We start from the raw sequence: 26,180 nt of genomic DNA, 5'->3' as shown, positions 1-26,180 counted from the left end.
CCCGGTGGCCACAGCAGGGTGGACACACCCGTTCCCATCCCGAACACGGAAGTTAAGCACCCTCACGCCGATGGTACTACGGTCAGCCGTGGGAGAGTAGGTAGCCGCCGGGCCCCTTTTTTGCTTTCAACCGGTTTATCCGGTTTAAAACATAGATAGAGAAGAGGACGCAGAAGCGTCCTTTTCTCGTATTCAGAGGGTAGGTTTCAAACTATCTTAAAACTAGTAATAGACTAGGATATACACAGGAAACTGTGCTCCTGCTCTTGCCAGTACCCCTCCTTTTTACTATGATAGTACCAATTCATTTGCGAAAATGAATATTGAGGGTATAAGTATGCAAATAAAGTTACACAATCTAAAGCGAACGTATGGAGATTTGCATGCGGTCAATGGAATAAGCCTCGATATCCCTTCAAATACCATTTATGGAATCATAGGAAAGAGTGGCGCAGGCAAATCCACATTGGTTCGCCTGATCAGCTTGCTGGAACGACCTGATGAAGGGGAAGTCTTCTTTGATGATGTGAGGGTCGACAACCTCCAAAAACACGCACTCATAGAAAGACGAAGAAGGGTTGGAATGATTTTCCAGAACTTCAATCTTTTCTCCAGTCGGAATGCAGAACAAAATATTGCTTACCCATTGGAAATAACCGGGACCCCGAAGAACGAGATAAAAACCCGTGTTGCGAGATTGCTCTCTCTGGTTGGACTGGAAGGAAGGGGAAAAGCCCCGATCAGTACACTCAGTGGAGGACAAAAACAACGTGTGGCAATTGCCCGTGCGTTGGCTTGTGACCCGGACATTCTTTTCTGTGATGAAGCAACCAGTGCCCTCGATCCTCAAACAACCCATTCAATTCTTGCCTTGCTGAAGGAAATCCAGAGGAAAATGAGCCTTACTGTTGTCATGATCACTCACCAGATGGAAGTTGTTCGTGATGCATGTGACCAGGTTGCTGTCCTGAATGATGGCGTGGTGGTTGAACAAGGATTGGTCACTGATATCTTTGCCCATCCCAGCAGTGAAGTTACCAAGGATTTCCTTTCCCACTTGGTGGGGGTGGATGAAGCGGCTGAAGAACCGAATAAGATGGTGCAATGGTCAAAGAAAAATGGTGCTTATACCTTGCGCTTTAGGGGAGGAACCACTGACCAACCGATTCTCAGTAAGATAAGTCGGCAACTTGGAGTGGATTTCAATATCAGGGCCGGTGGTGTACAAAAAGTCGGTGATATGGAGATTGGGACCATGATAGTGGATATCAGTGGTGATGAAGATACCCGAAAAAAAGCCATCGAATCGCTCTCTCAGATGGGTGTAGTCGTTGAAGCGGAGGAGAGTGTATGAGCAAGCTTTGGATACTGGTTTTTGGAGCAACGATGGAAACGTTGATCATGGTCTTCTTTTCAACACTCTTTTCCCTCATTCTGGGGCTTCCTCTTGGAGTTCTGCTTTCAGCCACCTCTGGTGAGGACCAAGGTGGTATTATCCCTCACCCTGTGTTGAATAATGTGTTGGGAAGGATTGTGAATGTGCTTCGCTCTTTTCCCTTCATTATCCTCATGATTCTTCTGTTTCCCTTATCGAGATTGTTGATCGGTACCAGTATCGGAACTACCGCAACAATTGTCCCGCTGTCCATTGCAGCAGCGCCGTTTGTGGCTCGAGTGATCGAGACCGCACTGAAGGAGGTGGATCCGGGGGTCGTTCAGGCCGCCCGTGCTATGGGTTCCACCAATATGCAAATTGTCCGCAAGGTGTTGATACCTGAGGCCCTTCCTTCCTTGGTTAGCGGAGTTACCCTGACCATCATTAATCTCATCGGCTACTCGGCCATGGCTGGGGCAATCGGTGGGGGAGGATTGGGAGACCTGGCGATCAGGTATGGATACCAACGATTCCGAGGCGACATCATGGTAGTAGCCGTTGTCGTCATCCTGGTCCTCGTTGAGGTGATCCAGGTGATCGGAAACAAGATCAGTGCCAAGCTGCTAGCACGGCGTTGATCCCGTATTATTGTCACTATGTACCTCTCATATAAAGGCGCGAGAAGGAGATGTTGTTCATGAAAAAGATTCTAAGTGTTTCAATTGTGTTGTTGCTTGCACTTTCATTGTTTGCAGCAGGCACCAAAGAAGAGGCCGATTCCAATACCTTGGTAGTCGGAGCCACCCCGGAACCCCATGCTGCTTTCCTCGAGTTGGTGGTTGAGGATCTTGCCCAGCAGGGAATTACCTTGAAGATCCAGGAGTTCACCGACTATGTAACTCCCAATGAGGCTCTGGAGAGCGGAGAGCTGGATGCAAACTTCTTCCAGCATATCCCCTATCTTGAGTCCTTCAACAAGGAAAGAGGGTATCACCTGGTTAATGCAGGTGGCATCCACGTTGAGCCGTTTGCTTTGTACTCAGAGCAGTATGATTCAATTGCTGACCTCCCGGAAGGTGCAACGATTGCAATTCCAAACGATCCAACCAACGAGGGTAGGGCGTTGTTGTTGCTCCAGAGTGCTGGTTTGTTGACTCTTGATGCAAATGCCGGTCTTGAAGCAACACCGCTGGATATTGCATCCAATCCCAAGGGTTTCTCTTTCCGCGAGATCGAGGCTGCAAGTCTCCCTCGAGTACTTTCTGATGTCGATGCTGCCATCATCAATGGCAACTACGCCATTCCCGCTGGTTTGATTGCAACCCAGGATGGATTGCTTGTCGAAGGTGCAGACAGTCCTTATGTAAATGTCGTTGCCGTCAAGCAAGGACGTGAGAATGACAAGGCTATTGTTGCTTTGGTTGAAGCACTCCGCAGTGAGAAGATTACCTCCTATGTTGCAGAGCGCTATCCCAATGGTGAAGTGGTTCTTGTGACTGAGTAACCGTATTGTAGTTTCTTTCAGCCTCCTTGCAACAATGCTTGGAGGCTTTGTTTTTATGTATGTATATGCGAAAAAAAGGGGTATATATGAATAATAATACAGGAAAACTTGACATATATTGTATAAATATGTACGATTCCTACAATGAGAACGGAGGCTGAACATGATACCGATGAAAGGACGCAGTTTCTTGACCCTCAAGGACTACACAGGACAGGAGATACTTGATCTTCTCCAGCTCTCTGCTGACTTGAAGGCAAAGAAAAAAGGAAACACCTATCCAAGGAAGTTACAGGGAAAACTGCTTGAGGGAAAGAACATTGTCTTGATCTTTGACAAGAGTTCCACCCGTACCCGTTGCTCATTTGAAGTCGCTGCTTTTGATGAAGGAGCCTGTGTTACCTTTCTGACCAACAGCCAGATGGGGAAAAAGGAATCCATCGAGGACACTGCCAAGGTTCTCGGACGAATGTATGATGGTATCCAGTACCGTGGGTTCTCCCCAGAGGTCATCAGGGATATTGCCCTCTACAGCAACGTTCCAGTCTGGAATGGATTGACCGATGATGATCATCCTACCCAGGTATTGGCGGACGTCCTGACAGCAATGGAGCATACCCACAAGGTCCCTAAAGATCTGAAATTCGCTTATATCGGGGACGGGAGAAACAATGTCTCCAATGCTCTGATGATCGGCGCCGCTAAATTGGGGATGGAGTATCGTATTGCTGCACCAAAGGAGCTGTTTCCATCCCAACAGTTGCTTGATGAGTTGTCCCCTGTTGCCAAGGAGAGCGGAGCCAAGTTGTGGGCTACCACTGATCCTGTGGAGGCTGTACAGGGTGTTGATGTGATCTACACCGATGTGTGGGTCTCCATGGGGGAGGAAGACCAGACCGCAGCAAGAATTGAGCTTCTGAAGGACTATCAGGTAACGATGGATCTTCTTGAGGCTTCTGGAAACGAACAGGTCTTGTTTGAGCACTGCCTGCCCTCGTTCCATGATCTCAATACCAGTGTTGCACAGCAGATTCATGAACAATTCGGACTTAGGGAACTGGAAGTAACTGATGAGGTATTCCGGAGCAAGCACTCCGTAGTATTTGACGAGGCGGAAAACCGCATGCACACCATCAAGGCTGTAATGGTTGCTACACTCGCGGATCTTAGTTAGCAAGGGTTTGTATAACCACACATGGCAGTGTTTCCTGTTAGGGGAAATACTGCTTTTCTTTTTGCCGTTTGGGCAAATCTACCCCAAAAAAGTGAGTCATTACTGCCAATAGTGTGTCAAAAAGAAACAAAAAGGATTTGGTTGCATAAGGACAGGGACGATTTGATCCAGATTTGCATCATCAAGAGGTTCCTCATGGATACCACCGGTCCTTGAAAATAAACATGTAAATACTTATAAAAAAGAATAATAGATTCATTATATAGGAAGTTGATAAGAAGTTGGCACACTTTCTGCAGTACCATATCTGAATCCCGAAAGGGACTGATGAAACACATTACGTCACGGAGGTGTACTATGAAATATTTATCCACACGAAGAAACTATGATTCACCGGTAGTCTCAGCATTTGATTCTCTGTTCAATGACATGCTTGGGGATTGGGGAGTGTACCCCGCAAGATTTCCGGCTGTCGATATCACAGAGAACGATGATGCCTACATCCTGGAAGCCGAACTCCCTGGGTATAAGCAGAAGGAAGTAAAGGTCAACATTGAGAAACACGTCCTGAAGCTGAGCTCTGTCAAGGAGACCAAGAAGGAGGAGAAGGACAAGAAACTTCTTGTCTCTGAACGCTCCTACCAGAGCTTCGAGAGGATGTTCTCCTTACCTGACGATGTAGATGAAGAGAAAATCGCAGGTGAGTTTGCCGACGGTATTCTTACGTTGACGCTTCCAAAGAAAGAAGTTGCAAAACCCAAGGCAATCGAAGTAAAAATCAAATAAGGAATGGACAACCATCCTGTACATGCAAGGCCCCGCGAGAAGCGGGGCTTCTGCATGTCTACCAGCCTGTGATCAGCAGAGTATAGAACTGTTGGGCGAGTGAGATGTTCTCCAGGCTGATTCGCTCATCAGGAGCATGCATTCGGTCAACTTCACTGCGGTCCATTCTGGCTGGAGTAAAACGGTAGATATAATCACTGAGATTCTGGTATTTTCTTGCATCGGTGGCTCCCATCATGAGGTATGGGGTAACAATGGTTTCTGGAAACGTCATCTTGATGGTTTCTGAGAGAAAGCTGAAAGCCTCACCATCAGTCTTGCTGATATGGGAAGGGGGAGTGCACTGCCTGGCCTTTACCCTGACAGAGTCAGAGGAAATTGTTTTGGTGACCCAGGAGAGAATGGATTCCTGAGTATCTCCTGGGAGCAAACGACAGTTCACAATTGCTGTGGCCTTCTTTGCAATCACATTGCTTGTATCGCTTGCTGTGATGACTGTGGGGACTATCGTGCTTCTGATGGCAGCGTTGAGCGTAGCTTGCCTGGAGAAAACAAACTTCAGGAGACCTCCTGTCAGCCAAAGATTGAGAAAGAGCATGCTGTATGCGAATGGCCCCTCCTTACCCAGATTTGTTAGCATCTGTTTTACTGGGGGCGTTAATTTTGCAGGCATTTGTTTGTTTTCCAATCTGTATATAGCCTCTGAGAGTGTGCCTAAAGCAGTGGGAAAGGTTGGTGTGGAGGAGTGTCCAGCTGTTCTCTCAACCGTGAGCTCAAGATCGAGATACCCTTTTTCTGCAACCCCTACTACCGCAATGCTTTGTTCGAAACCTTTGATGTACTTCTGGCTAACCACACCACCCTCATCCAATACAAAGCTGAAATGGAGTGCTTGCCCTTGAAAATAGCGAGCAATGCGAACAGCTCCCTTTTTGCTGCTGTTGCTCTCCTCATCACATCCAAAGGCTACATACCAAGTATGCTTGGGGTGTTCTCCTGTTTTGAGTATGTGCTCAAACGCCGAAAGGATACTGATCACCTGCAGTTTGCAGTCAAAACTACCTCGTCCGTAAAGAAATCCATCTTCTATTGTTCCCTTGAATGGAGGATGGCTCCACTCTTGCTCGTTGGCTCCTACCACATCCAGATGGGCGGTAAGGAGAGCAGGTTCCCGGCTTTTGTCCTCACCGGTGAAACAGTAGACCAGGTTATAGGGGCCAATGGTCTCATCGGTTATTCTGTGTTTACTGCACAGGGGGAAAGATGTTTCGAGGAGTGCAAGCAAACGGGAGAACTCACTCCAGTCGGTCAGGTTGGGATCTGCATGTGAGACGGTCCTGCACGTTACTGCTTCGGCGAGAATGGTTTCCTCTTCAATGCCTGTTTGTACAGCAGTGGCTGTTGCTGGGTGTTTTGTATGTGTTCGCATAGCGAGAGTCCTGAATACCACTACAGCAAGGATTACCAGGAGGACAATTGGTAAAAAAAGGAAAAGCATATTGAACCTCCACATGAATTCTAGTGTTTTTAACAGTATAGTGGTATATTGTATTTCAACAAGAACTTTCTATACCAATAGCAGGAGAGTGGGATGCATGCCGAAAAAGATCGATCATGAAGAGAGAAAGGAGAAAATTCTACAGACTGCACTGAAAGTTTTTGCAAGAGAAGGCTATCGTGATTCCAACCTTTCTCTGATAGCCACAGAGTGTGGCATTTCCCGTCCTACCATCTATCAATATTTCAAGGACAAGGAAGAGATTTACTATTATGCGGTGAAGCTGATAACGGGAAGAATGTTCAACAAGTATGCTACCTATGCCTGGTCGACAGATCAGGATTTGGTAAGCAGGATTACCACCATCTGTCTGGATATCATGCAGACAGCAAGTGAGCATGAAGGCGAATTGACCAGTTTGGTAGATGTCATGTTGCAGATGAAGAAGGAAGGTCGGGATTTCAACGAGATCATTCTCAGGCGAACTGCAAAGCTCGCCATCTTATTCAAGCGCCTACTTCGCATGGGGGTGAATGCGGGAGATATTGTTGATTGTGATGTGAACAGGGTTGCAAACCATCTTCTTATGCTGCTTGAATCATCCTGCTTCCAGGTTGCATTCCTCGACACATTCGACATGCGACTCTCAAAGCAGTTGATCAGCACCTACCTGGATTTCTACAGGGTCTAGCCGATACCCGGATTCCTCACTATATTTACCCATGTACAGGATAAGACCCGTAAGGAAAGGTCGGTTGCTTCATACCCAAAGGTGAGGAGTATCCATGAATATAGATAAAATGACAATCAAGTTGCGTCAGGCCATCGGCGATGCCGATATGCTGGCCAACGAACATGGCAACGCAGAAATTACGACAGAACATCTCTTGTTGGCTTTGATCAACCAGAAAGAGGGATTGCTTACCCCGCTCTTTGAGCGTCTGGGGGTCCCCCCTGCCATGGTGAGTGAGAAAATGGGGGCACTGGTCAACAAGCTTCCCAAGGCATATGGCGGGAATGCACAGCGTTCCTTATCTGCCCAGCTGGGAAATCAACTCTATGCGGCTGACAAGATTGCCTCAGACTTCAAAGATCAGTACCTGAGTGCAGAACACTTCCTGCTTGCTGTCCTGGAGGACACTTCAGAGGCAAGCAAGGCACTCAAGGCCCTTGGTGTAACCAAGGATGCACTTATGCAGGCATTACAGACAATCAGAGGGAACCAGACAATCCAGAGCGAAGACCCAGAGAGCCGCTATCAGGCACTGGAGAAGTACTGCAAGGACATGACCGCACTTGCCCGACAGGGAAAGCTCGATCCTGTCATAGGACGAGATGAGGAGATTCGACGGGTAATGCAGGTGCTTTCCAGAAGAACCAAGAACAATCCCGTATTGATTGGGGAGCCCGGGGTAGGAAAGACTGCCATTGTAGAAGGGCTAGCCCTGCGTATTGCTTCGGAGGATGTCCCAGAGTCATTGAAAAACAAGCAAATTCTGAGCTTGGACCTTGGTGCCTTGGTAGCAGGTGCAAAGTTCAGGGGAGAGTTTGAGGAACGGTTGAAGGCAGTGGTGAAGGAAGTAACGGCCAGTGAAGGCAGGATCATCCTGTTCATTGACGAGCTGCATACCATTGTTGGAGCAGGGGCAAGTGAAGGTTCAACCGATGCTTCAAACTTGATCAAGCCAGCACTTGCCAGAGGAGAGTTGCATGCCATTGGTGCGACCACCCTTGATGAATACCGAAAGTATATTGAACCTGATAAGGCGTTGGAACGACGATTCCAGCCGGTGTTTACCAAGGAACCTTCGGTGGAGTCGACTATCGCCATCCTCAGGGGGCTGAAGGAACGGTACGAAGTCCATCATGGGGTACGGATCAAGGATGAGGCCCTCGTTGCAGCAGCCAATTTAAGCAACCGGTATATTACCAATCGCTTCCTCCCGGACAAGGCGATCGACTTGGTCGATGAGGCGGCAAGCCAACTCAAGATGGAAATAGAGAGTCAGCCGGAAGAGTTGGACCAGATTGAGCGAAAGATTCTCCAACTCAACATTGAGAAGCAGGCGCTCTCCAGGGAGACTGACAAGGCCAGTAAAGAACGGTTGGGTAAACTCGAGCGTGAGTTGAGTGAACTGCAGGGAACGCGTGATGCCATGCATCTTCAATGGGGCAATGAACGCAATTCCATCGCCAAACTCAGGGAGATGAAGGCAAGGCTTGAGCAGCTGAAGACGGAAGAGCAACGTGCCGAAAGAGAGGGCGATCTAGCCAAGGCTGCCCAGATCAAGCATGGAGAAATACCTGAGTTGCTTAAGCAGATTGAAAGCATGACCGAGCAACTCGCTTCTGTGCAAGTTGAAGGAAAGCAGATGCTCCGTGAGGAAGTCAGTGAGGATGATATTGCACGTATTGTCAGTAACTGGACAGGGGTTCCTGTGGCCAAGATGAAGGAAAGTGAGCTCCATAAGTATCTGAATCTTGAACAGGCCCTCTCAGAGCAAGTTATTGGCCAGAGGCAAGCAATTGAAGCCGTGAGCAATGCAATCCGAAGGAACAAGGCAGGGATTGGGGATGAAAGAAAGCCTTTGGGAACCTTCCTGTTTGCTGGTCCAACCGGGGTGGGAAAGACCCTGCTTGCCAAGGTGCTTGCACAGCTTCTCTTTGATGACGAGAAAGCCTTGACCCGCATCGATATGAGTGAGTATATGGAGAAATTCTCGGTCAGTAGATTGATCGGAGCTCCTCCAGGGTATGTAGGGTATGACCAAGGAGGGCAACTTACCGAGGTTGTACGTAGACGCCCCTATTCTGTCATTCTTTTCGATGAGATTGAGAAGGCCCACCCTGATGTATTTAACGTATTGCTTCAGTTGTTGGATGATGGTAGGTTGACCGATGGTCAGGGACGAGTGGTCGATTTCACCAATACCGTGATCATCATGACCAGCAACCTGGGGAGCCAGCAGCTACTTGCTGCAGAGACGCATGAGGATGGTGCACGTGTGGTTGGTGAGATAATCCACCAGTCCTTCAAACCGGAGTTTATCAACCGTTTGGATGAGATCATCATCTTTGAACGGTTGGGAGAGGAGCAGATCCGTAAGATCGTAGTTTTGCAGCTAGAACAGCTTCGTTCACGATTGCAGAAACGTGGTTTCTTCCTGACCTGGGAGGATGATGTGCTCTCATTGCTTTACAAGGAAGGGTATGATCCCGTCTTTGGGGCTCGTCCAATCCGCCGTGCTGTTCAGCGACTTGTGGAGAACCCCTTGTCGGTACAGTTGCTCTCTGGTGATTTCGGTCCTGGGTCGAAGATCTTGCTTACTCTAGAGGGGGAAGAGGTGGTTGCCCGTAAGATTGGCTAGACTCCACCAGGTGGCGGTATGCCTCGAGCGTGTCGATGTCGGTCACATATGCTTCATCGGCAACCTCGATTGCCTGGACATGGTACTTCTTCAGCAACCCGCGCATGGTAAAAGAGCTTTTTTGTGACCTGATAATTGCAAGGAAACTTGCCTCCAGCAGAACCGGATGCCCGAGTTTTCCTTTGTATGAGGGTCTGGAGACAGGGGCGGTAGTCTGTTCAATCAGATAAAGGTAGTGCTTGCTCTCGATGAGTGGCATATCGGCAAGCGATATGAAAAATGATGAATCATGACCAAGGTATGAGGCTCCACAGATAGTGGAGCTTCCTTGTCCTTTGCGGTAATGTTCATTGTAAACAATCTGTAGCTGGGGGCAGGCGAGATGCGCAACTGCCTGTTTCACTTGATCTGCCATGAATCCTGTGACAAGTACAGTCCTGAGTCCTGCCATCAAAGATTGTTCAACTGCATGTGCAACTATGGTGGTACCCTTGTAGGGCAACAGAAGTTTTTTTCCTTTGCTTCGCATCCCGAGGCCTGCGGCCAGAATAAGATTCTGCATGATTCATCCTTGAGAGAGTTTCGTAATCGTATTATACTCCAAGCCATTATGATTGCCACCTACTTTAATGCCTTGATGGTTGTTCTTGGCTCCTTTATTGGATTATTTCTGAAACACCGGCTGAAAGCCTCTTATCAGGAAGTGGTTTTTACCTCATCTGGACTGATTACCTTGGTCATTGGGTTTTCCATGGCAATGCAGACAGGTTCCTATTTGATCTTGCTCTTCTCTGTGGTCATTGGTGGCTTCATGGGATATGCCCTCAAGATCGAGGACGGTGTAATGTCCTTCGGGTCATGGATGGAAAGGCGGCTCAGCAGAGGCCGGGGTAGCGCAGAGAGTGCGCACAACTTTGCCCTGGGATTCCTTAACGCCTCCCTGCTGTTCTGCAGCGGAGCCATGACAGTCGTGGGGGCAATCCAGGCAGGCACTGTTGCTGACTATCAGTTGATTCTGGTGAAGTCCGTCATGGATGGATGCATGGCAATCATATTCACTGCTGCCTATGGTATAGGTGTCATGGCGAGTGCCCTCTTCATCCTGCTGTATCAAGGCTTTTTTACGTTGGCAGGGGGGTGGATAGCCCCAATACTTGGGGATGCAGGCATCAATGAGCTGGCATCAGTTGGTGGTGTATTGTTGATGATGATTGGTTTTGGTCTGCTGGATATCAGAAAAACCAAGACTGGTAATTTTCTGCCTGCGATGGTTATCGCACCTCTGCTTGCTCTGCTTGCTCCAACGTTTAAGAGCCTTTTTTCGGGCTTTGGTTTGTAGGAGTGTTGTTCTTGAAGTAGTACAGAAGAGACTGGATGACCTCCAGTTGTTGATGGTCAAGTTCTTCTATCTGGGCTATGACAAGCTTTTTGTATTGGGTGATATTCTCGGCAGCTTCTTCGCTCGCCATTGATTCCCAGTTGTTCCCATTCTCCAGCCACTCGAGGCTCACTCCAGTGAGTTCGGTTATTTTCATTGCAACATGCAATGGGGGACGTCTGTCGGTATGGATCCAGCTGGAGAGGGTACTGCGTTTGACGTCGAGCATGGTGGAAAGTTCCACCACCGTAGGTGAATTAAGAAGAAGAATGACTCTGTCCCAGAATGTTTGCATGCTATGAATATAGCAAGAAAATTGAGGTAATGACGATATTAGGTCATATTTTTATAGAAATAAATAATACAAATTTATAACTATATATAAAGTAATCAGTAAAAATATGAGAGAAATGACAAAAAATCATCATCCATGGGGAAACGGATGATGATTCATTATCATTTGGCGGGTGCTATCCTCGTTTAACTGCATCCTGGAGAGCCGTATCTTCGCTGAGATCCTTTTCAACAGGACATGCATCAATGTTCCAGATATCCTTTGCATATTGTGCAATGGTTCTGTCGCTGGAGAATTTTCCACTTGAGGCAATATTCAACACTGCAATCCTGTTCCAAGCGTTCCTGTCTCCCTTGTACAGTTCCCTTGCCTTACGATGTGCCTCGCTGTACATCCGAAGGTCTGCAAAGTGGTAATATCTGTCGCCCTCCTCAAAAAGGCTTCTGCGTAGTGGTTCAAAGATATTCGGTTCATTGATGTTGAAGTAGCCACTGAAGAGCAAATCAATTGCATCCTTCACCTCCTTGTCAGCCATCACCAATGTGAATGGATCGTATGAGAGGCTCAATTTCTGGATTTCCTCTTCTGTGTTGCCGAAGATGAACATGTTCTCTTCACCAACTTCTTGGGCGATCTCAATATTCGCACCATCCATGGTTCCTATGGTCAAAGCACCATTACACATGAATTTCATGTTCCCTGTTCCAGAGGCCTCAGTTCCAGCTGTTGATATCTGCTCTGAGAGGTTTGTGGCCGGTATGATGGCCTCTGCCATCGAGACCCGGTAGTTTGGCATGAAGTGAATGGCGAGGCGGTCATTGGTTGCCGGATCCTCATTGATCACCTTTGCGATATTGTTTATCAGCTTTATGATCAATTTCGCATTGACATATCCCGGGGCTGCTTTTCCTCCAAAGAGGAAGGACGTGGGTTCCATATCTTTTGTGGCAGCTCCTCCCATCTTCAGGTCATTGTACATGAGCAGTATGTTCAAGGCATTGAGCAACTGTCTCTTGTATTCATGGATTCTCTTTACCTGGACATCAAAGAACGTGTTTGGATTGATGATCATGTTGCTGTCTTTCTGCAGGAAGGCAGCTGCATGAATCTTGTTCTCCTGTTTGATTGCTGCAAAATCAGTGAGGAAGTTCTTGTCTTCAGCAAACGGTTTGAGTTTCCCAATCTGGCTATAGTCGGTGATCCAGCCATCGCCGATGGCACTGTTAATCAATGCTGCAAGCTTGGGGTTTGAAGCGAGCAACCATCGGCGTTGGGTAATGCCATTCGTCTTGTTGTTGAAACGGTCCTTGAAGATAAGATTGAACTGCGGGAACATGGACTTCTTCAGCAACTGTGAGTGCAATTCGGCAACCCCATTGGTGCTGTGGCTTCCAATGATTGCCAGGTGTGCCATACGAACCTGTTTTGGGTTTGTCTCTTCAATGATGCTTATCTTGCTGAGCATTTGCGGTTGAAGAGGGAAGTAGGAGACGGCCTGTTGCAGGAATCGGTGATTGATCTCGAAGATGATCTGCATATGACGGGGAAGTATCTTCTGCAACATGGGCAGAGACCATTTCTCAAGTGCTTCCGGCATCAAGGTATGGTTGGTGTACCCCATAGTCTTCACGGTAATCTCCCATGCTTTATCCCAATCGAGATCCTCCTCATCAACAAGAAGACGCATCAATTCAGGCACAGCCAGGGATGGGTGTGTGTCATTAAGCTGGATTGCTGCATAGTCTGGGAGTACTCCCCAGTTGTTCTCTTTCCGTTTGAAACGGTTGATGATGTCTGCGAGGGAGCAGGCTACAAAGAAATACTGTTGTTTGAGTCTCAGCTCCTTGCCCATGTATAGAGTGTCATTGGGGTAGAGTACTTGGCTCAGGTTTTCTGCACTGATTTTGGAGCGGACTGCCTCGGTGTAATCGCCGTCATTGAATTCATGGAAATTGAACTCTTCCGGGCTTTTTGCAGACCAGAGACGGAGTGTGTTCACCGTTTTGCACCCATAACCGATGATCGGTGTATCGTAGGCAACGCCGTTGACCACATCCGAGCCACTCCACTTGAAACGATCGCGTCCATGTTCCCTGATCACCTGGACTTCTCCGCCGAATTGGACAGGGTACACTACATCAGGTCTGTGTATTTCCCAAGGATTGCCATCACGCAGCCAGTTATCCGGTTGTTCTACTTGCCATCCATTCTTTATCTGTTGGCGAAAAATTCCATAATTGTAACGAATTCCATAGCCATACGCGGGAATCTCAAGAGTAGCAAGAGAGTCTAGGAAACAAGCGGCAAGTCGGCCGAGTCCCCCATTCCCTAACCCGGCATCCGGTTCCACTTCGCTAAGTTCCTCATAGGTATACCCCAGTGAGGAGAGGGCTTCCATCACTTCATTCTCGATGCCGATATTGATGATGTTGTTCGTCATCGCTCTTCCCATGAGAAATTCCAGAGAGAGGTAATAAACCCGTTTCGCCCCGTTTGCACGTTGGGTTTTTCGACTCTGGTTCCACTGATGGATGATTCTGTCCCGAACTGAGAGCGCAAGGGCTGTATAGCGCCCTTCTTTGGTAGTATGATAAATACCTGCATCCTGACTGTACTTGAGATGTTCAGCAAAGTCTTGGGCAATGTCTTTGGCACTGTGACCGTACTTGGTTTTTTGTTGATCCTGCATAGGAACTCCTTGTGTTTCGTACAAATAGCACACCCCCACTATATAAGATTGGCGTTTTCTGGGCAACAGGCTCAACTTTTTCTTCTTTCTTGAACAGGTATATTGACAAAAGACCTGCTCTTTGGTAAGTTAGCTTCTGCATGTTGCAGGTTGGTATGCTCGTGGATTTGCCTGCAAGTGACCGACGCCCTTGTAGCTCAGTCGGTAGAGCACCACCATGGTAAGGTGGGGGTCAACGGTTCAAATCCGTTCGAGGGCTCTTTTTTTATCCCCTTCCATTGGGGAGTGGAATTGAGGTGAGAACTCACCGAGGAGCACGTAATGGCTGATTCAAAGAAAAAAGGTCCTGTTGAGAAAATTGCTCTTCAGTGCACCGAATGTAAGCAGAAAAATTATACTACCGAGAAAAATCGGAGAAATACTCAGGGTAAGCTTGAGTTGATGAAGTATTGTCCCTTCGAGCGCAAGCACACCTTGCACCGAGAGGCAAAAATTAAATAAGGTTGTTTCGATCGAGAAGCAAATAGGCCAATAGCTCCAACTGGTAGAGCGCTGGTCTCCAAAACCGGATGTTGAGGGTTCGAATCCTTCTTGGCCTGTTAGCTTCTTGATCATTTCTCCCAAGGAGCCCTTCAATGAAGAAGCTATTTAAGTATTTCAAGGAGTCTTCCCAGGAACTGAAAAAGGTTGTCTGGCCCTCCCATGAAGCTGTCATTTCTTCCACAAAGGTCGTACTTGTATCTACAGCCATCGTTGCAATATTCCTTGGGTTGGTGGACTTCCTCCTACTTAAAGGTATATTGTTTATTCTGTAAGGCGGAGTCATGGCTAAAGGCTGGTACGTAGTACACACCTATTCTGGGTACGAACAGAAGATTGAGCGAATCATCAACAAGATGCGCGAGACCGATATGGACTTCGCGCTTGTTTGCACTGATGTCAAAGTTCCTTTCGAAACCGTTGTGGAGGTGAAGGAAGGGGTAAGACGTGAGGTGAAGCGTAAGATTCTTCCCGGCTATATCCTGGTTGAGCTAGACCTACCCGATACAAGTTGGAAGACCTGGTGTTCTCACATCAAGCGTATACAGGGTGTTACTGGGTTTGTGAGCCCGAGTGACAGCGTTAAGCCGCAGCCATTATCAGCAGCAGAAGTGAAGAACCTCTTCCAGAAAACAGGTGATCTTCCTGCTGAGAAAGTGTTCAAACCCAAGCAGACCTTCTCCATTGGAGAGCAAGTACGCATTATTGACGGTCCTTTCGATTCCTTCACCGGGGTTATTGAGGAAGTTAATTTGGAAAAGGCCCGTATGCGGGTCAGCGTCGGAATTTTTGGACGCTCCACTCCGGTTGAGGTGGATTTCCTCCAAGTAGAAAAGATTCTGCAGTAGTCTTTGGACTGGATTGCTGCACGAGATTTTTCTGTTCTTTTACAACCGAGTCCAATTGTTTGTGATTACTCCCTCATTGTGAGATGAGGTGGGAGCCTGCTCGTATGACAGGCGTTAATACCAGCGCACAATCCAATCCATAGGTTGGATTTATTGCGTAAGGAGAGAAACATGGCAAAGAAAAAGGTGTCTGCAATTATTAAGTTGCAGTGCCCTGCCCAGAAGGCTACACCGGCACCCCCAATCGGGCCCGCGCTTGGTCCTCATGGTGTCAGTGCCCCTAAGTTTGTCCAGGAGTTCAATGACAAGACAAAGAACTATGAACCTGGGCTCATTCTTCCCGTTATCATCACTGTTTATGCCGACAAGAGCTTCACGTTCATCCTGAAGACTCCTCCTGCTGCCGTACTCATCAAGAAAGCTCTTGGCTTGAGTAGTGGTAGTGGCAGTCCCAACAAGGTGAAGGTTGGCAAGCTCTCACAGGATCAGCTGACTGAAATTGCAACAACCAAATTGAAGGACCTCAATGCAAATGACATCGAGGCTGCAAAGAGAATTGTTGCTGGAACAGCCCGCAGTATGGGTGTAGAGGTGGAGCAATAGAATGAAACACGGAAAGAAGTATCGAGAAGCAATTAAGAAAGTTGACCGTGAGAAGCTCTATACATTCGATGAGGCAGCAGCTTTGGTAAAGGAGCTTGCATTCGCTTCATTTGATGAGACTGTTGAGATCTCTGTTAAGCTGACCCTCAAGAAAAGCCAGAGTGTTCGTGACACGGTAGTCCTTCCCAATCAGTTTGCCGCCAAGAAGCGTATCCTTGTATTTGCCAAGGGTGAGAAGGCAGAAGAAGCTCGTGAAGCTGGCGCAGCCTATGTTGGCGACAATGACCTGATCGAGAAGATTCGTGGTGGTTGGATGGATTTCGATGTGGCAGTCGCCACTCCAGACATGATGAAGGATGTAGGTCGTCTTGGTCCGGTTCTTGGTCGTCGAGGCTTGATGCCGAACCCCAAGACCCAGACTGTAACGTTCGACATCAAGGGTGCTCTTGCAGAGCTTTCCCAGGGTCGTGTCGAGTTCCGTTCTGACAAGACCAATGTTGTCCACCTTCCCATCGGTAAGGTCTCCATGGATCCAGCTTTGGTGAGTGAAAACGCCAAATCTGTTGTCAAGGAAATCGTCCGTAAGAAGCCATCTGACGCAAAGGCTGACTTCGTGGTCAGTATCGCACTTTCCTCCACCATGGGTCCGGGAGTCCGGGTCAATGTGAAGGATATGTCGGCCACGGTGTAAGAGGAGAAGCATAGTATGGATCATAAAACTCGTATCACCCCTGCGAAGGAAGAGGCCGTTAAGGCTTTGAAGGATGAGTTCAGCCAGTACACCGGGTATATCTTCACCGATTACCGTGGGATGACTGTTGAGCAGATCACCAAGCTTCGTAGAACTCTTATGGAGAAGGATGCAGCATTCCGTGTTGTTAAGAACCGGTTTGCAAAGCTTGCACTCACCGATTTGGATAGAACTGCTGACGAGCAGCTTGTTGGACCTACCGCTATCGCTTTGGTGAAAGGTGATGAGGCCAATGTTGTTGCCAAGGATCTGTTTGCGATCAAGAAAGAGGGAGCTTCCATTGAAGTGAAAGGTGCTCTCCTTGATGGCGAATTCTACAACGCCGAACAGATTGAGGCTTTCAGCAAGCTCCCCACCAAATTGGAACTGATTGCATCCTTGATGGGAACCATGAAGGCTCCCGTGCAGAAGCTGGCAGCAACCTTGCTTGCCTATGTAGAGAACAATGGTGGCTCAGTAGAGTCTGCCAGCGAAGAGAACTAGACACAGTCTTAGTCTTCACAGGTAACCTGCTATGACTGTGTAGATAGAAAACTGTATAAGGAGAAGATAATATGGCTACTAAAGAAGAGATTTTGGAATCAATTGCAAGTATGTCCGTCATGGAGGTCGCTGACCTCATCAAGATGATGGAAGAGAAGTTCGGCGTCCAGGCTGCAGCTGCTGCTGTTGCTGCTGGTCCTGCAGCTGTTGCTGAAGCAGTTGAAGAGCCGACCGAATTCAACGTCGTCCTCAAGGCTGCAGATCCTTCCAAGAAGATTGCTGCCATCAAGGAAGTCCGTGCTATCACCGGCCTCGGCCTGAAGGAAGCAAAGGAACTTGTTGAGGCTGGCGATAAGGTTGTCAAGGAAGCTGTCAGCAAGGCAGACGCAGAGGCACTCAAGGAGAAGCTTGAGGCTACCGGTTGTACTGTTGAAATCAAGCCCGTTGACTAATCTGAGCTTGGGGAGCCAGGCAACCCCTGGTTTCCAGCTCTTGTTCTTTGAAAGAGGGCGTTAGCCCGGTTCACCAAGCCACCGGATAGACACCGGTGGCCAACTGTGTCTTTGTTTTCCTTGTTATGCAAGGGATTATGTCTGTTTTTCTTTTGACTTTGGAGGGTACATGATGGTTGCCAACGGCAAATCCATAACACGCACGTACATCGGTTCTGAACTACATGAAGTCTGTGAACTTCCCAACTTGATTGGAGTCCAGCTCGATTCCTACGAGAGGTTCTTACAGCTGGATCGCTGTCTGAAAGGACTGGCGCCCGATCCGTCGTACGGGCTGGAGGAAGTGTTCCAGTCAACATTCCCCATTGATAGTCCCAATGGCGAGATGCGTCTCGCTTACAAAGGGTATACAATCGACTATGACAACATCAAGTTCTCCCAAATGGAGTGCAAGAAGAAGGGTCGATCCTACAGCGTACCCATCAAAGTCACGATCAGCCTCGAATTCTCCAATGGAGAGATGAGAGAGAAGGAAATCTTCTTTGGGGATATCCCGCTGATGACCGATCGTGGCACATTTATTATCAACGGAGCAGAGCGCGTTGTGGTCAGTCAGATCCACCGTTCTCCCGGTGTTATTTTTTCCAATGAAAAAGATGTCTACTCTTCCAGGATTATTCCTTATAGGGGTTCCTGGTTGGAGTTTGAGATTGATGATAAGAAGCATCTCATCTATACCAAGATTGATCGTAAGAAGCGTATCCTCGGTACGCTCTTCCTGCGTGCAATCGGGTTGGATTCTCGTGAGAAAATTCTGGAGCACTTCTATACAGGTGAAATGGTTGACCTGGTGGATGATGGTGATTTCAAGTCCAGCTTGGAGAATCGTTATCTTTTCAAGGACGTATATGCAATGGTTGATGGAGCCTCCAAGAAAGTGCTCCGAGCTGGTGATATGCTGCATGCCCACGAGATTGATGAACTGCTGGAGTTGAAGGTACCTTCTGTAGAGTTGGTGAATCTCCGTGGAGAGGGTACACTGCACAGTGATATGATTCTCAACTGTTTTGAGATCGAGGATGCCAAATACACCCGTGAAGGCTATGATGAGCCGACCAAGGAAGACGTACTTTCCCCCATTTTCTCAGTCTTGATGCCTGGGGAGATGATAGCCATTGAGCGTGCAGAGCGTGACCTTCCGGACATGTTCTTCTCAAGCCGTCGCTATGACCTTGGGTCTGTAGGTCGATATAAGTTCAACAAGAAGTTCGGAACTGGCAGTGAAGAGGAAGAAGAAATGGCTTCCACCGATCTGACCGTCCTTACTCCACAGGATATCGTCAATACGATGGGATTCTTGATCAAGGTGTTCATCCGTGAGGAAAATGTCGATGACATTGACCACCTTGGCAATCGTCGTGTTCGTTCCGTTGGAGAGCTTCTGCAGAATGCACTCAAGAGTGCGTTTGCCCGTATGGAGCGTATCGCAAAGGAGCGCATGAACCTTGAGTCAGGTTCTGTAAAACCACAGGACCTTATCTCCATCAAGCCGATTATTGCGGCCATCAAGGAGTTTTTCGGTAGTAGCCAGCTCTCCCAGTTCATGGACCAGGTTAATCCGCTTGCAGAGCTCACCCATAAGCGAAGGCTCAATGCATTGGGACCAGGGGGTTTGAGCCGTGACCGTGCTGGATTTGAGGTACGTGACGTTCACTACACCCATTATGGAAGAATTTGTCCTATTGAGACTCCTGAAGGACCAAATATCGGTCTTATTGTCTCATTGGCAAACTATACCCGCATCAATCAGCATGGCTTCTTGGAATCTCCATACCGGAAGGTAGTCAATGGGGTCGTGTCCAAGCAGTACCGCTATCTTGATGCAAATGATGAGGAGAAGTTCTTCATTGCCCAGGCGAACGCCAAGGTCGATGAGGATGGCAACTTCATCGACAAGGAAATTCCGGTTCGCCGTAGTGGGGATTATTCCACAAAGCCGGCAACCGATATCAAGTACATCGACGTCTCTCCCAAGCAGGTACTCAGTGTTGCAGCATCCTTAATCCCATTCCTTGAGCACGATGACGCGAACCGTGCACTGATGGGATCGAACATGCAACGCCAGGCTGTACCCCTGGTCTTCCCTGAAACACCAAGAGTTGGAACTGGCATGGAAGGCAAGGCTGCCTATGATAGTGGTGTTCTGGTCAAGGCAAAACGAGCAGGAACCATTGCCTATGTCAGTGCTGAGAAAGTTGTGGTCAGTGTGGATGATGCTGAGATTGAGGGTGAGGTTGATGTTTACCCAATCCAGAAGTTCCAGAGAACCAACCAAGATACTTGTTTCAACCAGAAACCGATTGTATCCTTTGGGCAGCATGTTGAAGCCGGAGCAGTCCTTGCTGACGGTCCTGCAACGCAGGAAGGGGAGCTTGCTCTTGGTAGGAATATTCTCGTTGGGTTCGTGCCTTGGCATGGATACAACTATGAGGATGCAGTCCTGATCAGTGAGCGTGTTGTCAAGGATGACATCTTTACCAGTGTGCATATCAAGGAGTTCACCACGGATATTCGTGAGACCAAGCTTGGTCCCGAAAAATTGACCCGTGATATTCCAAACACCAGTGAAAAGATGCTTGAGCAGCTTGATGAGGATGGTATCGTTCGCATTGGGACCATGGTTCGTCCTGGATCAATCCTGGTAGGCAAGGTAACCCCGAAGAGTGAGAGTGATACAACCCCTGAATTCAAGTTGCTCAACTCAATCTTTGGTGAGAAGGCCAAAGAAGTTCGTGATACTTCCTTGAAGGTACCCCATGGTACAGAAGGGACAGTCATTGATATCCAGCGTTTGAAGCGCAGCAATAATGATGAGCTTCCCCCAGGAGTTGAGGAGACCGTAAAGGTTCTTATTGCCACCAAGCGTAAGCTTCGACAGGGTGATAAGATGGCTGGTCGGCACGGAAACAAGGGTGTTGTCAGCCGGATCCTTCCTGAAGAGGATATGCCGTTCATGGAGGATGGTACTCCGCTTGATGTTTGTCTGAACCCGCTTGGTGTTCCGTCCCGAATGAATATCGGTCAGTTGATGGAGACCCAGCTCGGTTGGGCAGCTGTCAAGCTTGGTGAATGGTATTCCACTCCGGTTTTCCAGAGTGCCACCATGGAACAGATTGAGGAGAAGATGCGTGAAGCAGGTCTTCCTGAGAACTCCAAGGTCAAGCTCTATGATGGACAGACTGGTGTACCGTTCGTCAATCCGGTATTCTGCGGTTACATCTATTACCTGAAATTGCACCACTTGGTTGATGATAAGATGCATGCCCGTTCCACAGGACCTTATTCGCTGGTAACCCAGCAGCCACTTGGTGGTAAGGCTCAGTTTGGTGGTCAGCGACTTGGAGAAATGGAAGTCTGGGCGCTTGAGGCGTACGGAGCTGCAAATACTCTCCAGGAACTCTTGACCATCAAGAGTGATGACATGAACGGTCGTGTGAAGATTTATGAGAGTATTGTCAAGGGTGAACCAGCCTCTACTGCGGGAATGCCTGAGGCATTCAATGTATTGGTTCAGGAGATCCGTGGCTTGGCTCTGGATATGTCGGTGTATGACTCCAAGGGTCAGCAGGTGCCCCTTACCGAACGTGATGAAGAGTTGATCGCCAAGCAGTCGAAAGGCTCCCTCAACTAACCAGGAGAAATACAGATGAAGGAAATTCAGGATTTCGATAGCATCATGATAAAACTGGCTTCACCAGAACAGATCAGAGATTGGTCTTATGGTGAAGTGAAGAAGCCGGAGACGATCAATTACCGGACCTTGCGCCCAGAGCGCGATGGCCTGTTCTGTGAGAAAATCTTTGGTACCACCAAGGAGTGGGAGTGCTACTGCGGAAAGTTTAAATCGATTCGATACAAGGGTGTTATTTGTGACCGTTGTGGTGTTGAGGTAACCAACACCAAGGTCCGTCGTGAGCGCATGGGACACATCTCCCTGGCAGCTCCGGTATCACACATTTGGTACTACCGTTCAGTTCCCAGCCGAATGAGCATGTTGCTTGATATCTCCCGTAATGCACTGCAGAGTGTTCTCTACTATGAGAAATATGTGGTCATCAATGCTGGGGATACCAGCTTGAAGCCCAAGCAGTTGCTCAGTGAAGAGGAGTTCTGGCAGGCCCGAGAGCAGTATGGTGACTCATTTGAGGCAGGTATGGGTGCAGAGGCGGTTCGCAAATTGCTTGTGAACCTTGACCTTGAAGAGCTCAGCCGTGAACTGCGTGAACAGATGCGCCAGAAAGCCGACAAGGCTGACAAGCGCCTGCTCAAGCGAATTGAGGTATGTGAGAACTTCCGTGACAGTGGCAACCGCCCTGAATGGATGATACTTACGGTTATCCCAGTTATTCCACCCGATCTGAGACCAATGGTCCAGCTCGATGGCGGAAGATTTGCAACCAGCGACCTCAATGATCTTTATCGTAGGGTCATCAACAGAAACAATCGTCTTGACCGTTTGGTCAAGCTCAATGCTCCTGATATCATCATCCGCAATGAAAAGCGTATGTTGCAGGAGGCTGTTGATGCGCTGTTTGACAACTCCAAGAGAAAGAGAGTGGTCAAGGGTGCAAGCAACAGGCCGCTCAAGAGTCTTTCAGACATGCTTAAGGGAAAACAGGGACGTTTTAGACAGAACCTGCTCGGAAAGCGTGTTGACTACTCGGGTCGTTCCGTTATCGTTGTCGGCCCAGAGCTGAGAATGCATCAGTGTGGTCTTCCTTCCAAGATGGCCCTTGAACTGTACAAGCCTTTCATCATGAAGAAGTTGGTACAGGATGGTGTTGTCTACAATATCAAGAAGGCAAAGAGCCTGGTTGAGGAAGAGACGGATGCTGTCTGGTCGATTCTTGACGATGTTGTCAAGGACCACCCGGTGTTGCTCAACCGTGCACCTACGCTGCACCGTCTTGGTATACAGGCCTTTGAGCCTGTATTGGTTGACGGTAAAGCCATCAAGTTGCACCCCTTGGTATGTCATGCTTACAATGCTGACTTCGACGGCGACCAGATGGCTGTGCACGTACCACTGACTCATGCCGCCCAGTTGGAATGCTGGACCTTGATGCTCTCGGTGACAAACCTTCTTGACCCTGCAAATGGCAAGCCAATCGTCTATCCTTCCCAGGATATGGTCATGGGTATCAACTATCTGACCCGTGAGATGAGTGGAGCACCTGGAGAGGGCAAGTACTATACCAGCATTGGTGAGTTGGAACAGGCAATTGATAGTGGCTTGCTCTCTTACAATGCAAAGATCCGCTTTAGATTCGAGGATGGTACCCGTTTGGAGACAACTCCAGGAAGGGTATTGTTCAATGCAGCACTCCCGGAAGGTGTTCCTTTCCAGAACGCCACAATGGGTGATAAGGAGTTGAAGGCTCTCATTGGTGATACGCTGAAGGCGAATAACAACTCGATTGCTGTTGAGATGCTTGATTCCATTAAGGACCTAGGATACCGATATGCAACTTTCTTCGGTGCTACGATCGGTCTTTCTGACATGATTGTTCCTGCTGGGAAGGCAGAGCTCATGACCAAGGCCAATCTTGAGCAGCAGAAGATTCTTGACCAGTATCGTCAGGGACATATTACCCAGGAAGAACGATACAACAGGGTCATTGAGGTTTGGACACAGACCAATGACTTGCTGACCGATGAGTTGATGAAGGAATTGAAGATCAGCCAGAAGGGCTTCAACCCGCTCTTCCTCATGGCAGATTCAGGTGCTCGTGGATCAAAGACCCAGATCAGGCAGCTCGGTGGTATGCGTGGTTTGATGGCAAAGCCAAGTGGTGATGTTATCGAATTCCCCATCAAGTCGAACTTCAAGGAAGGGTTGTCGATCATTGAGTTTTTCATCTCCACCAATGGTGCCCGTAAGGGCCTTTCCGATACCGCATTGAAGACCGCTGAGGCAGGGTACCTTACCCGTCGTCTGGTTGATATCAGCCAGGACGTCGTGGTCAACGAGGATGACTGTCACACCATCAATGGTATCTGGCGTGGAGCACTCAAGGACGGTGATGAGATTGTTGAGAACCTCGCGGATCGCATTGTAGGGCGCTGCCCTGTTGAGGATGTAGTGCATCCCTTTACCCGTGAAGTCATTGCCAATGCAAATGAGGAGATTGACGAGATTACTGCCCGAAAGATTGAGGAAGCTGGCATTGAACAGGTTCTTCTGAGGACTGTGCTCACCTGTGAAGCCAAGCATGGTGTATGCCGCAAGTGTTATGGGCGTAACCTTGCAACGAACAGGCCGGTAGTAATCGGTGAGGCTGTAGGTATCATTGCTGCCCAATCGATTGGTCAGCCGGGTACTCAGCTTACCATGCGCACGTTCCACGTTGGTGGTACTGCTTCCACCAGTTCCGAGGAGAGCAAGCTTACCTTCAACTATCCGGTTATCATCGGAGCCATTACTGGTTCAAGGGTTATCCGTGAGAGTGACAAGATGGAGGTATTCACCCGTAAGGGCCACATCGAGTACTTCCGTGTGAACACCATCATGGATGCATCCTCCTACGACAAACTTCTTGTTGGGGATGGGCATATTGTAGCCAAGGGTACTCCATTCTATGAAAAGGACGGGGAAGTGGTTGCAAGTGAAGAGAACGGAACCGTCAGGATCTACGACTCCAAGGTATATTTGATCGGGCACTCCACCACGCAAGTGGTGAAGGCTGGTTCAGAGCTTTTGGTAAAGAGTGGAGACTACTTGGAGCCAAAGACTCCTCTCGTGACATTCGACCCGTTCAGTGAACCGGTAATTGCTGAAGAGGGAGGTTTCTCCCACTTCGTTGATATCAGGCTGGGAACCACGTTGGTTGAAGAGGTGAATGAGGAAACCGGTAATATCGAGAAGAAGATTACCGAGCACAGCCTTGAGTCCTTGCAACCTCGTATTGAGATTACCAGTGAGGAACATGGTAAGGGAGATGTGCTTGCAGTCTACCTGTTGCCTGGTGGATCCTATATCCAGACCCAGGACAATGTGAAGATTGAAAAGGGTATGATTCTCGCCAAGTTGCTTAAGGAAGGTACAAAAACGAAGGATATTACCGGTGGTCTTCCCCGTGTTGGTGAGTTGTTCGAGGCTCGCCGGCCGAAGAACGCTGCAATCCTCGCACAGGTTGCCGGTTTGATTAGCTTTGGCAATATCGTGAAGGGCAAGCGCACCATCGTGGTAACTGACCCATTCGGTAATGAATACAAGCATATGGTGCCGATGGGAAGAAACCTCCTGGTCCGTGATGGTGATTCTGTCGAAGCTGCTGAGCCTTTGTGTGACGGATCTGTCGATCCCCATGACATCCTCGATATCCTTGGAGAGAATGCGTTGCAGTCCTTCCTCGTGGATGAGGTCCAGGAAGTCTATAGAATGCAGGGTGTACAGATCAACGACAAACACTTGGGAGTTATTGTCAGGCAGATGTTGCGCAAGGTCGAGGTGGTCCATGTTGGTGATACCAATTTGATCCACGGCCAGCAGGTGGATAAGTATCGGTTCTTCGAGGAGAACGACCGGGTGATTGCTGAAGGTGGTGAGCCTGCTGTTGCACAGCCACTGTTGCTTGGTATCACAAGAGCGTCCTTGAGTATCGACTCGTTCATCAGTGCAGCGTCCTTCCAGGAGACAACCAAGGTCTTGACAAATGCAGCAATAGCTGGTAGTAAAGATGAGTTGCGTGGTTTGAAAGAGAACGTCATCATTGGTCACCTGATTCCTGCGGGAACAGGTATGCGCATTTATCGCGATGTTAAACTCAAGGATGAGGAGTTGCTGAAACTGCAGCAGAGAGTTGATGCAGTAAAGGCTTCACGACACCAAGAGATGATCGCAGACGATGAATTTGACGTTGAAGATTTGGCAGACATGAAATCCGTGGGTGATACCGTGGATGTGGACGATTCCGACGAGGATTGACCAATGCGCCTGTTGGCGTATAGGCAGCCTTGCCGGACCGTGTAAAACCACACCGCTGTGTCCATGCTGGGTACGGATTTTACATATGACGTGTTGCCCGTAGGGGTGGCGCAGATCCCTGTGTTTGTGAGAAGCAGTGGGTCAAAGAAAGAAAAGGGAGTGTGTCGATAAGATGCCTACTATTAATCAGCTGATCAGAAAGGGTAGAAAGACCATTGTCCAGAAGACAAAGTCCCCAGCCCTCGAAGGTTGTCCCCAGAAGCGTGGTGTATGCACCAGGGTCATGACCGTGACCCCGAAGAAGCCGAACTCTGCTTTGAGAAAGGTCGCACGTGTGCGTCTTTCCAAGGGTATTGAAGTTACCGCCTATATACCCGGTATCGGACATAACCTGCAGGAGCACTCGGTAGTACTCCTGCGTGGTGGAAGGGTCAAGGACCTTCCCGGTG

The 26,180-nt window shown here is 48.5% G+C and carries 22 protein-coding genes, 2 tRNA genes and 1 rRNA gene; 21 read left to right on the top strand and 4 right to left on the bottom strand.

What is annotated here, in order from left to right:
• The 6 genes from rrf (at window position 1) to AB7S66_RS04580 (ending at window position 4,839) form a co-directional block, all read left to right on the top strand.
• A 5S ribosomal RNA gene (gene rrf, locus AB7S66_RS04605) occupies window positions 1–113 on the top strand.
• A gap of 224 nt (window positions 114–337) precedes the next feature.
• Window positions 338–1,354, top strand: coding sequence for a methionine ABC transporter ATP-binding protein (locus tag AB7S66_RS04600; protein ID WP_428518286.1), 1,017 nt, complete (start codon window positions 338–340; stop codon window positions 1,352–1,354).
• Complete coding sequence (locus tag AB7S66_RS04595; protein WP_428518285.1) at window positions 1,351–2,013, top strand: methionine ABC transporter permease; 663 nt, start codon at window positions 1,351–1,353, stop codon at window positions 2,011–2,013. The genes AB7S66_RS04600 and AB7S66_RS04595 overlap by 4 nt, the downstream gene beginning before the upstream one ends.
• Window positions 2,014–2,072: 59 nt before the next feature.
• The gene (locus AB7S66_RS04590) at window positions 2,073–2,879 is read left to right on the top strand and encodes a MetQ/NlpA family ABC transporter substrate-binding protein (RefSeq protein WP_428518284.1); all 807 of its coding nucleotides are present in this window, start codon (window positions 2,073–2,075) and stop codon (window positions 2,877–2,879) included.
• Window positions 2,880–3,051: 172 nt separating this feature from the next.
• Window positions 3,052–4,053, top strand: a complete 1,002-nt coding sequence (gene argF / locus AB7S66_RS04585) for an ornithine carbamoyltransferase (protein WP_428518288.1) — start codon at window positions 3,052–3,054, stop codon at window positions 4,051–4,053.
• 357 nt (window positions 4,054–4,410) lie between these two features.
• Complete coding sequence (locus AB7S66_RS04580) at window positions 4,411–4,839, top strand: Hsp20/alpha crystallin family protein (RefSeq protein WP_428518283.1); 429 nt, start codon at window positions 4,411–4,413, stop codon at window positions 4,837–4,839.
• Window positions 4,840–4,897: 58 nt separating this feature from the next.
• Here the strand turns inward: AB7S66_RS04580 and AB7S66_RS04575 are convergent, their stop codons facing one another.
• A complete protein-coding gene (locus AB7S66_RS04575) occupies window positions 4,898–6,337 on the bottom strand; it encodes a M20/M25/M40 family metallo-hydrolase (protein WP_428518282.1) in 1,440 nt (479 codons plus the stop codon).
• Window positions 6,338–6,434: 97 nt separating this feature from the next.
• Between AB7S66_RS04575 and AB7S66_RS04570 the strand changes: the two genes are divergently transcribed.
• Both AB7S66_RS04570 and clpB read left to right on the top strand, forming a co-directional pair.
• Entirely contained in the window at window positions 6,435–7,028 is a 594-nt protein-coding gene (locus AB7S66_RS04570) for a TetR/AcrR family transcriptional regulator (protein ID WP_428518281.1), read from the top strand.
• 94 nt (window positions 7,029–7,122) lie between these two features.
• On the top strand, window positions 7,123–9,705 hold the full coding sequence (gene clpB / locus AB7S66_RS04565) for an ATP-dependent chaperone ClpB (protein ID WP_428518280.1): 2,583 nt from the start codon (window positions 7,123–7,125) through the stop codon (window positions 9,703–9,705).
• Here the strand turns inward: clpB and AB7S66_RS04560 are convergent.
• On the bottom strand, window positions 9,662–10,267 hold the full coding sequence (locus AB7S66_RS04560) for a nucleotidyltransferase family protein (protein WP_428518279.1): 606 nt from the start codon (window positions 10,265–10,267) through the stop codon (window positions 9,662–9,664). The genes clpB and AB7S66_RS04560 overlap by 44 nt on opposite strands.
• A gap of 48 nt (window positions 10,268–10,315) precedes the next feature.
• Here AB7S66_RS04560 and AB7S66_RS04555 point away from each other — a divergent pair, with 48 nt between their 5' ends.
• Complete coding sequence (locus tag AB7S66_RS04555) at window positions 10,316–11,044, top strand: DUF554 domain-containing protein (protein WP_428518278.1); 729 nt, start codon at window positions 10,316–10,318, stop codon at window positions 11,042–11,044.
• Here AB7S66_RS04555 and AB7S66_RS04550 read toward each other — a convergent pair.
• Both AB7S66_RS04550 and AB7S66_RS04545 read right to left on the bottom strand, forming a co-directional pair.
• Entirely contained in the window at window positions 11,013–11,378 is a 366-nt protein-coding gene (locus tag AB7S66_RS04550; protein ID WP_428518277.1) for a helix-turn-helix domain-containing protein, read from the bottom strand. The genes AB7S66_RS04555 and AB7S66_RS04550 overlap by 32 nt on opposite strands.
• A 175-nt stretch (window positions 11,379–11,553) precedes the next feature.
• The gene (locus tag AB7S66_RS04545) at window positions 11,554–14,067 is read right to left on the bottom strand and encodes a glycogen/starch/alpha-glucan phosphorylase (RefSeq protein ID WP_428518276.1); all 2,514 of its coding nucleotides are present in this window, start codon (window positions 14,065–14,067) and stop codon (window positions 11,554–11,556) included.
• Between the two features lie 186 nt (window positions 14,068–14,253).
• Here AB7S66_RS04545 and AB7S66_RS04540 point away from each other — a divergent pair.
• From AB7S66_RS04540 to rpsL, 12 genes are all read left to right on the top strand, one after another.
• Window positions 14,254–14,326: transfer RNA gene (locus AB7S66_RS04540), tRNA-Thr, on the top strand.
• 62 nt (window positions 14,327–14,388) lie between these two features.
• Window positions 14,389–14,568, top strand: coding sequence for a 50S ribosomal protein L33 (rpmG, locus tag AB7S66_RS04535; protein WP_117329420.1), 180 nt, complete (start codon window positions 14,389–14,391; stop codon window positions 14,566–14,568).
• Window positions 14,569–14,592: 24 nt separating this feature from the next.
• Window positions 14,593–14,666, top strand: a tRNA-Trp gene (locus AB7S66_RS04530).
• 36 nt (window positions 14,667–14,702) lie between these two features.
• Entirely contained in the window at window positions 14,703–14,882 is a 180-nt protein-coding gene (gene secE / locus AB7S66_RS04525; RefSeq protein WP_428518275.1) for a preprotein translocase subunit SecE, read from the top strand.
• A gap of 9 nt (window positions 14,883–14,891) precedes the next feature.
• Window positions 14,892–15,455 (top strand): transcription termination/antitermination protein NusG, encoded by a 564-nt coding sequence (gene nusG, locus AB7S66_RS04520; protein WP_428518274.1) that lies wholly within the window; start codon window positions 14,892–14,894, stop codon window positions 15,453–15,455.
• A gap of 171 nt (window positions 15,456–15,626) precedes the next feature.
• Complete coding sequence (rplK, locus tag AB7S66_RS04515) at window positions 15,627–16,058, top strand: 50S ribosomal protein L11 (RefSeq protein ID WP_198892741.1); 432 nt, start codon at window positions 15,627–15,629, stop codon at window positions 16,056–16,058.
• Between the two features lies 1 nt (window position 16,059).
• A complete protein-coding gene (gene rplA / locus AB7S66_RS04510; protein ID WP_428518273.1) occupies window positions 16,060–16,749 on the top strand; it encodes a 50S ribosomal protein L1 in 690 nt (229 codons plus the stop codon).
• A 15-nt stretch (window positions 16,750–16,764) separates the two neighbouring features.
• Window positions 16,765–17,292, top strand: coding sequence for a 50S ribosomal protein L10 (rplJ, locus tag AB7S66_RS04505; RefSeq protein WP_428518272.1), 528 nt, complete (start codon window positions 16,765–16,767; stop codon window positions 17,290–17,292).
• A gap of 71 nt (window positions 17,293–17,363) precedes the next feature.
• Complete coding sequence (gene rplL / locus AB7S66_RS04500) at window positions 17,364–17,744, top strand: 50S ribosomal protein L7/L12 (protein WP_428518271.1); 381 nt, start codon at window positions 17,364–17,366, stop codon at window positions 17,742–17,744.
• A gap of 172 nt (window positions 17,745–17,916) precedes the next feature.
• Window positions 17,917–21,435, top strand: coding sequence for a DNA-directed RNA polymerase subunit beta (gene rpoB / locus AB7S66_RS04495; protein ID WP_428518287.1), 3,519 nt, complete (start codon window positions 17,917–17,919; stop codon window positions 21,433–21,435).
• A 15-nt stretch (window positions 21,436–21,450) separates the two neighbouring features.
• A complete protein-coding gene (rpoC, locus tag AB7S66_RS04490; protein WP_428518270.1) occupies window positions 21,451–25,731 on the top strand; it encodes a DNA-directed RNA polymerase subunit beta' in 4,281 nt (1,426 codons plus the stop codon).
• Between the two features lie 172 nt (window positions 25,732–25,903).
• A partial coding sequence (rpsL, locus tag AB7S66_RS04485; protein ID WP_428518269.1) for a 30S ribosomal protein S12 occupies window positions 25,904–26,180 on the top strand: 277 nt, incomplete at its 3' end.

Origin of the sequence: Sphaerochaeta sp., from assembly GCF_050178175.1 — a bacterium.
Lineage (GTDB): Bacteria > Spirochaetota > Spirochaetia > Sphaerochaetales > Sphaerochaetaceae > Sphaerochaeta.
This window is presented reverse-complemented; position numbering and strand designations above follow the sequence as displayed.

Coding starts and splice junctions, on each gene's coding strand:
- AB7S66_RS04600 (WP_428518286.1), top strand. CDS start 338: ATGCAAATAAAGTTACACAATCTAAAGCGAACGTATGGAGATTTGCAT.
- AB7S66_RS04595 (WP_428518285.1), top strand. CDS start 1,351: ATGAGCAAGCTTTGGATACTGGTTTTTGGAGCAACGATGGAAACGTTG.
- AB7S66_RS04590 (WP_428518284.1), top strand. CDS start 2,073: ATGAAAAAGATTCTAAGTGTTTCAATTGTGTTGTTGCTTGCACTTTCA.
- argF (WP_428518288.1), top strand. CDS start 3,052: ATGAAAGGACGCAGTTTCTTGACCCTCAAGGACTACACAGGACAGGAG.
- AB7S66_RS04580 (WP_428518283.1), top strand. CDS start 4,411: ATGAAATATTTATCCACACGAAGAAACTATGATTCACCGGTAGTCTCA.
- AB7S66_RS04575 (WP_428518282.1), bottom strand. CDS start 6,337: ATGCTTTTCCTTTTTTTACCAATTGTCCTCCTGGTAATCCTTGCTGTA.
- AB7S66_RS04570 (WP_428518281.1), top strand. CDS start 6,435: ATGCCGAAAAAGATCGATCATGAAGAGAGAAAGGAGAAAATTCTACAG.
- clpB (WP_428518280.1), top strand. CDS start 7,123: ATGAATATAGATAAAATGACAATCAAGTTGCGTCAGGCCATCGGCGAT.
- AB7S66_RS04560 (WP_428518279.1), bottom strand. CDS start 10,267: ATGCAGAATCTTATTCTGGCCGCAGGCCTCGGGATGCGAAGCAAAGGA.
- AB7S66_RS04555 (WP_428518278.1), top strand. CDS start 10,316: ATGATTGCCACCTACTTTAATGCCTTGATGGTTGTTCTTGGCTCCTTT.
- AB7S66_RS04550 (WP_428518277.1), bottom strand. CDS start 11,378: ATGCAAACATTCTGGGACAGAGTCATTCTTCTTCTTAATTCACCTACG.
- AB7S66_RS04545 (WP_428518276.1), bottom strand. CDS start 14,067: ATGCAGGATCAACAAAAAACCAAGTACGGTCACAGTGCCAAAGACATT.
- rpmG (WP_117329420.1), top strand. CDS start 14,389: ATGGCTGATTCAAAGAAAAAAGGTCCTGTTGAGAAAATTGCTCTTCAG.
- secE (WP_428518275.1), top strand. CDS start 14,703: ATGAAGAAGCTATTTAAGTATTTCAAGGAGTCTTCCCAGGAACTGAAA.
- nusG (WP_428518274.1), top strand. CDS start 14,892: ATGGCTAAAGGCTGGTACGTAGTACACACCTATTCTGGGTACGAACAG.
- rplK (WP_198892741.1), top strand. CDS start 15,627: ATGGCAAAGAAAAAGGTGTCTGCAATTATTAAGTTGCAGTGCCCTGCC.
- rplA (WP_428518273.1), top strand. CDS start 16,060: ATGAAACACGGAAAGAAGTATCGAGAAGCAATTAAGAAAGTTGACCGT.
- rplJ (WP_428518272.1), top strand. CDS start 16,765: ATGGATCATAAAACTCGTATCACCCCTGCGAAGGAAGAGGCCGTTAAG.
- rplL (WP_428518271.1), top strand. CDS start 17,364: ATGGCTACTAAAGAAGAGATTTTGGAATCAATTGCAAGTATGTCCGTC.
- rpoB (WP_428518287.1), top strand. CDS start 17,917: ATGGTTGCCAACGGCAAATCCATAACACGCACGTACATCGGTTCTGAA.
- rpoC (WP_428518270.1), top strand. CDS start 21,451: ATGAAGGAAATTCAGGATTTCGATAGCATCATGATAAAACTGGCTTCA.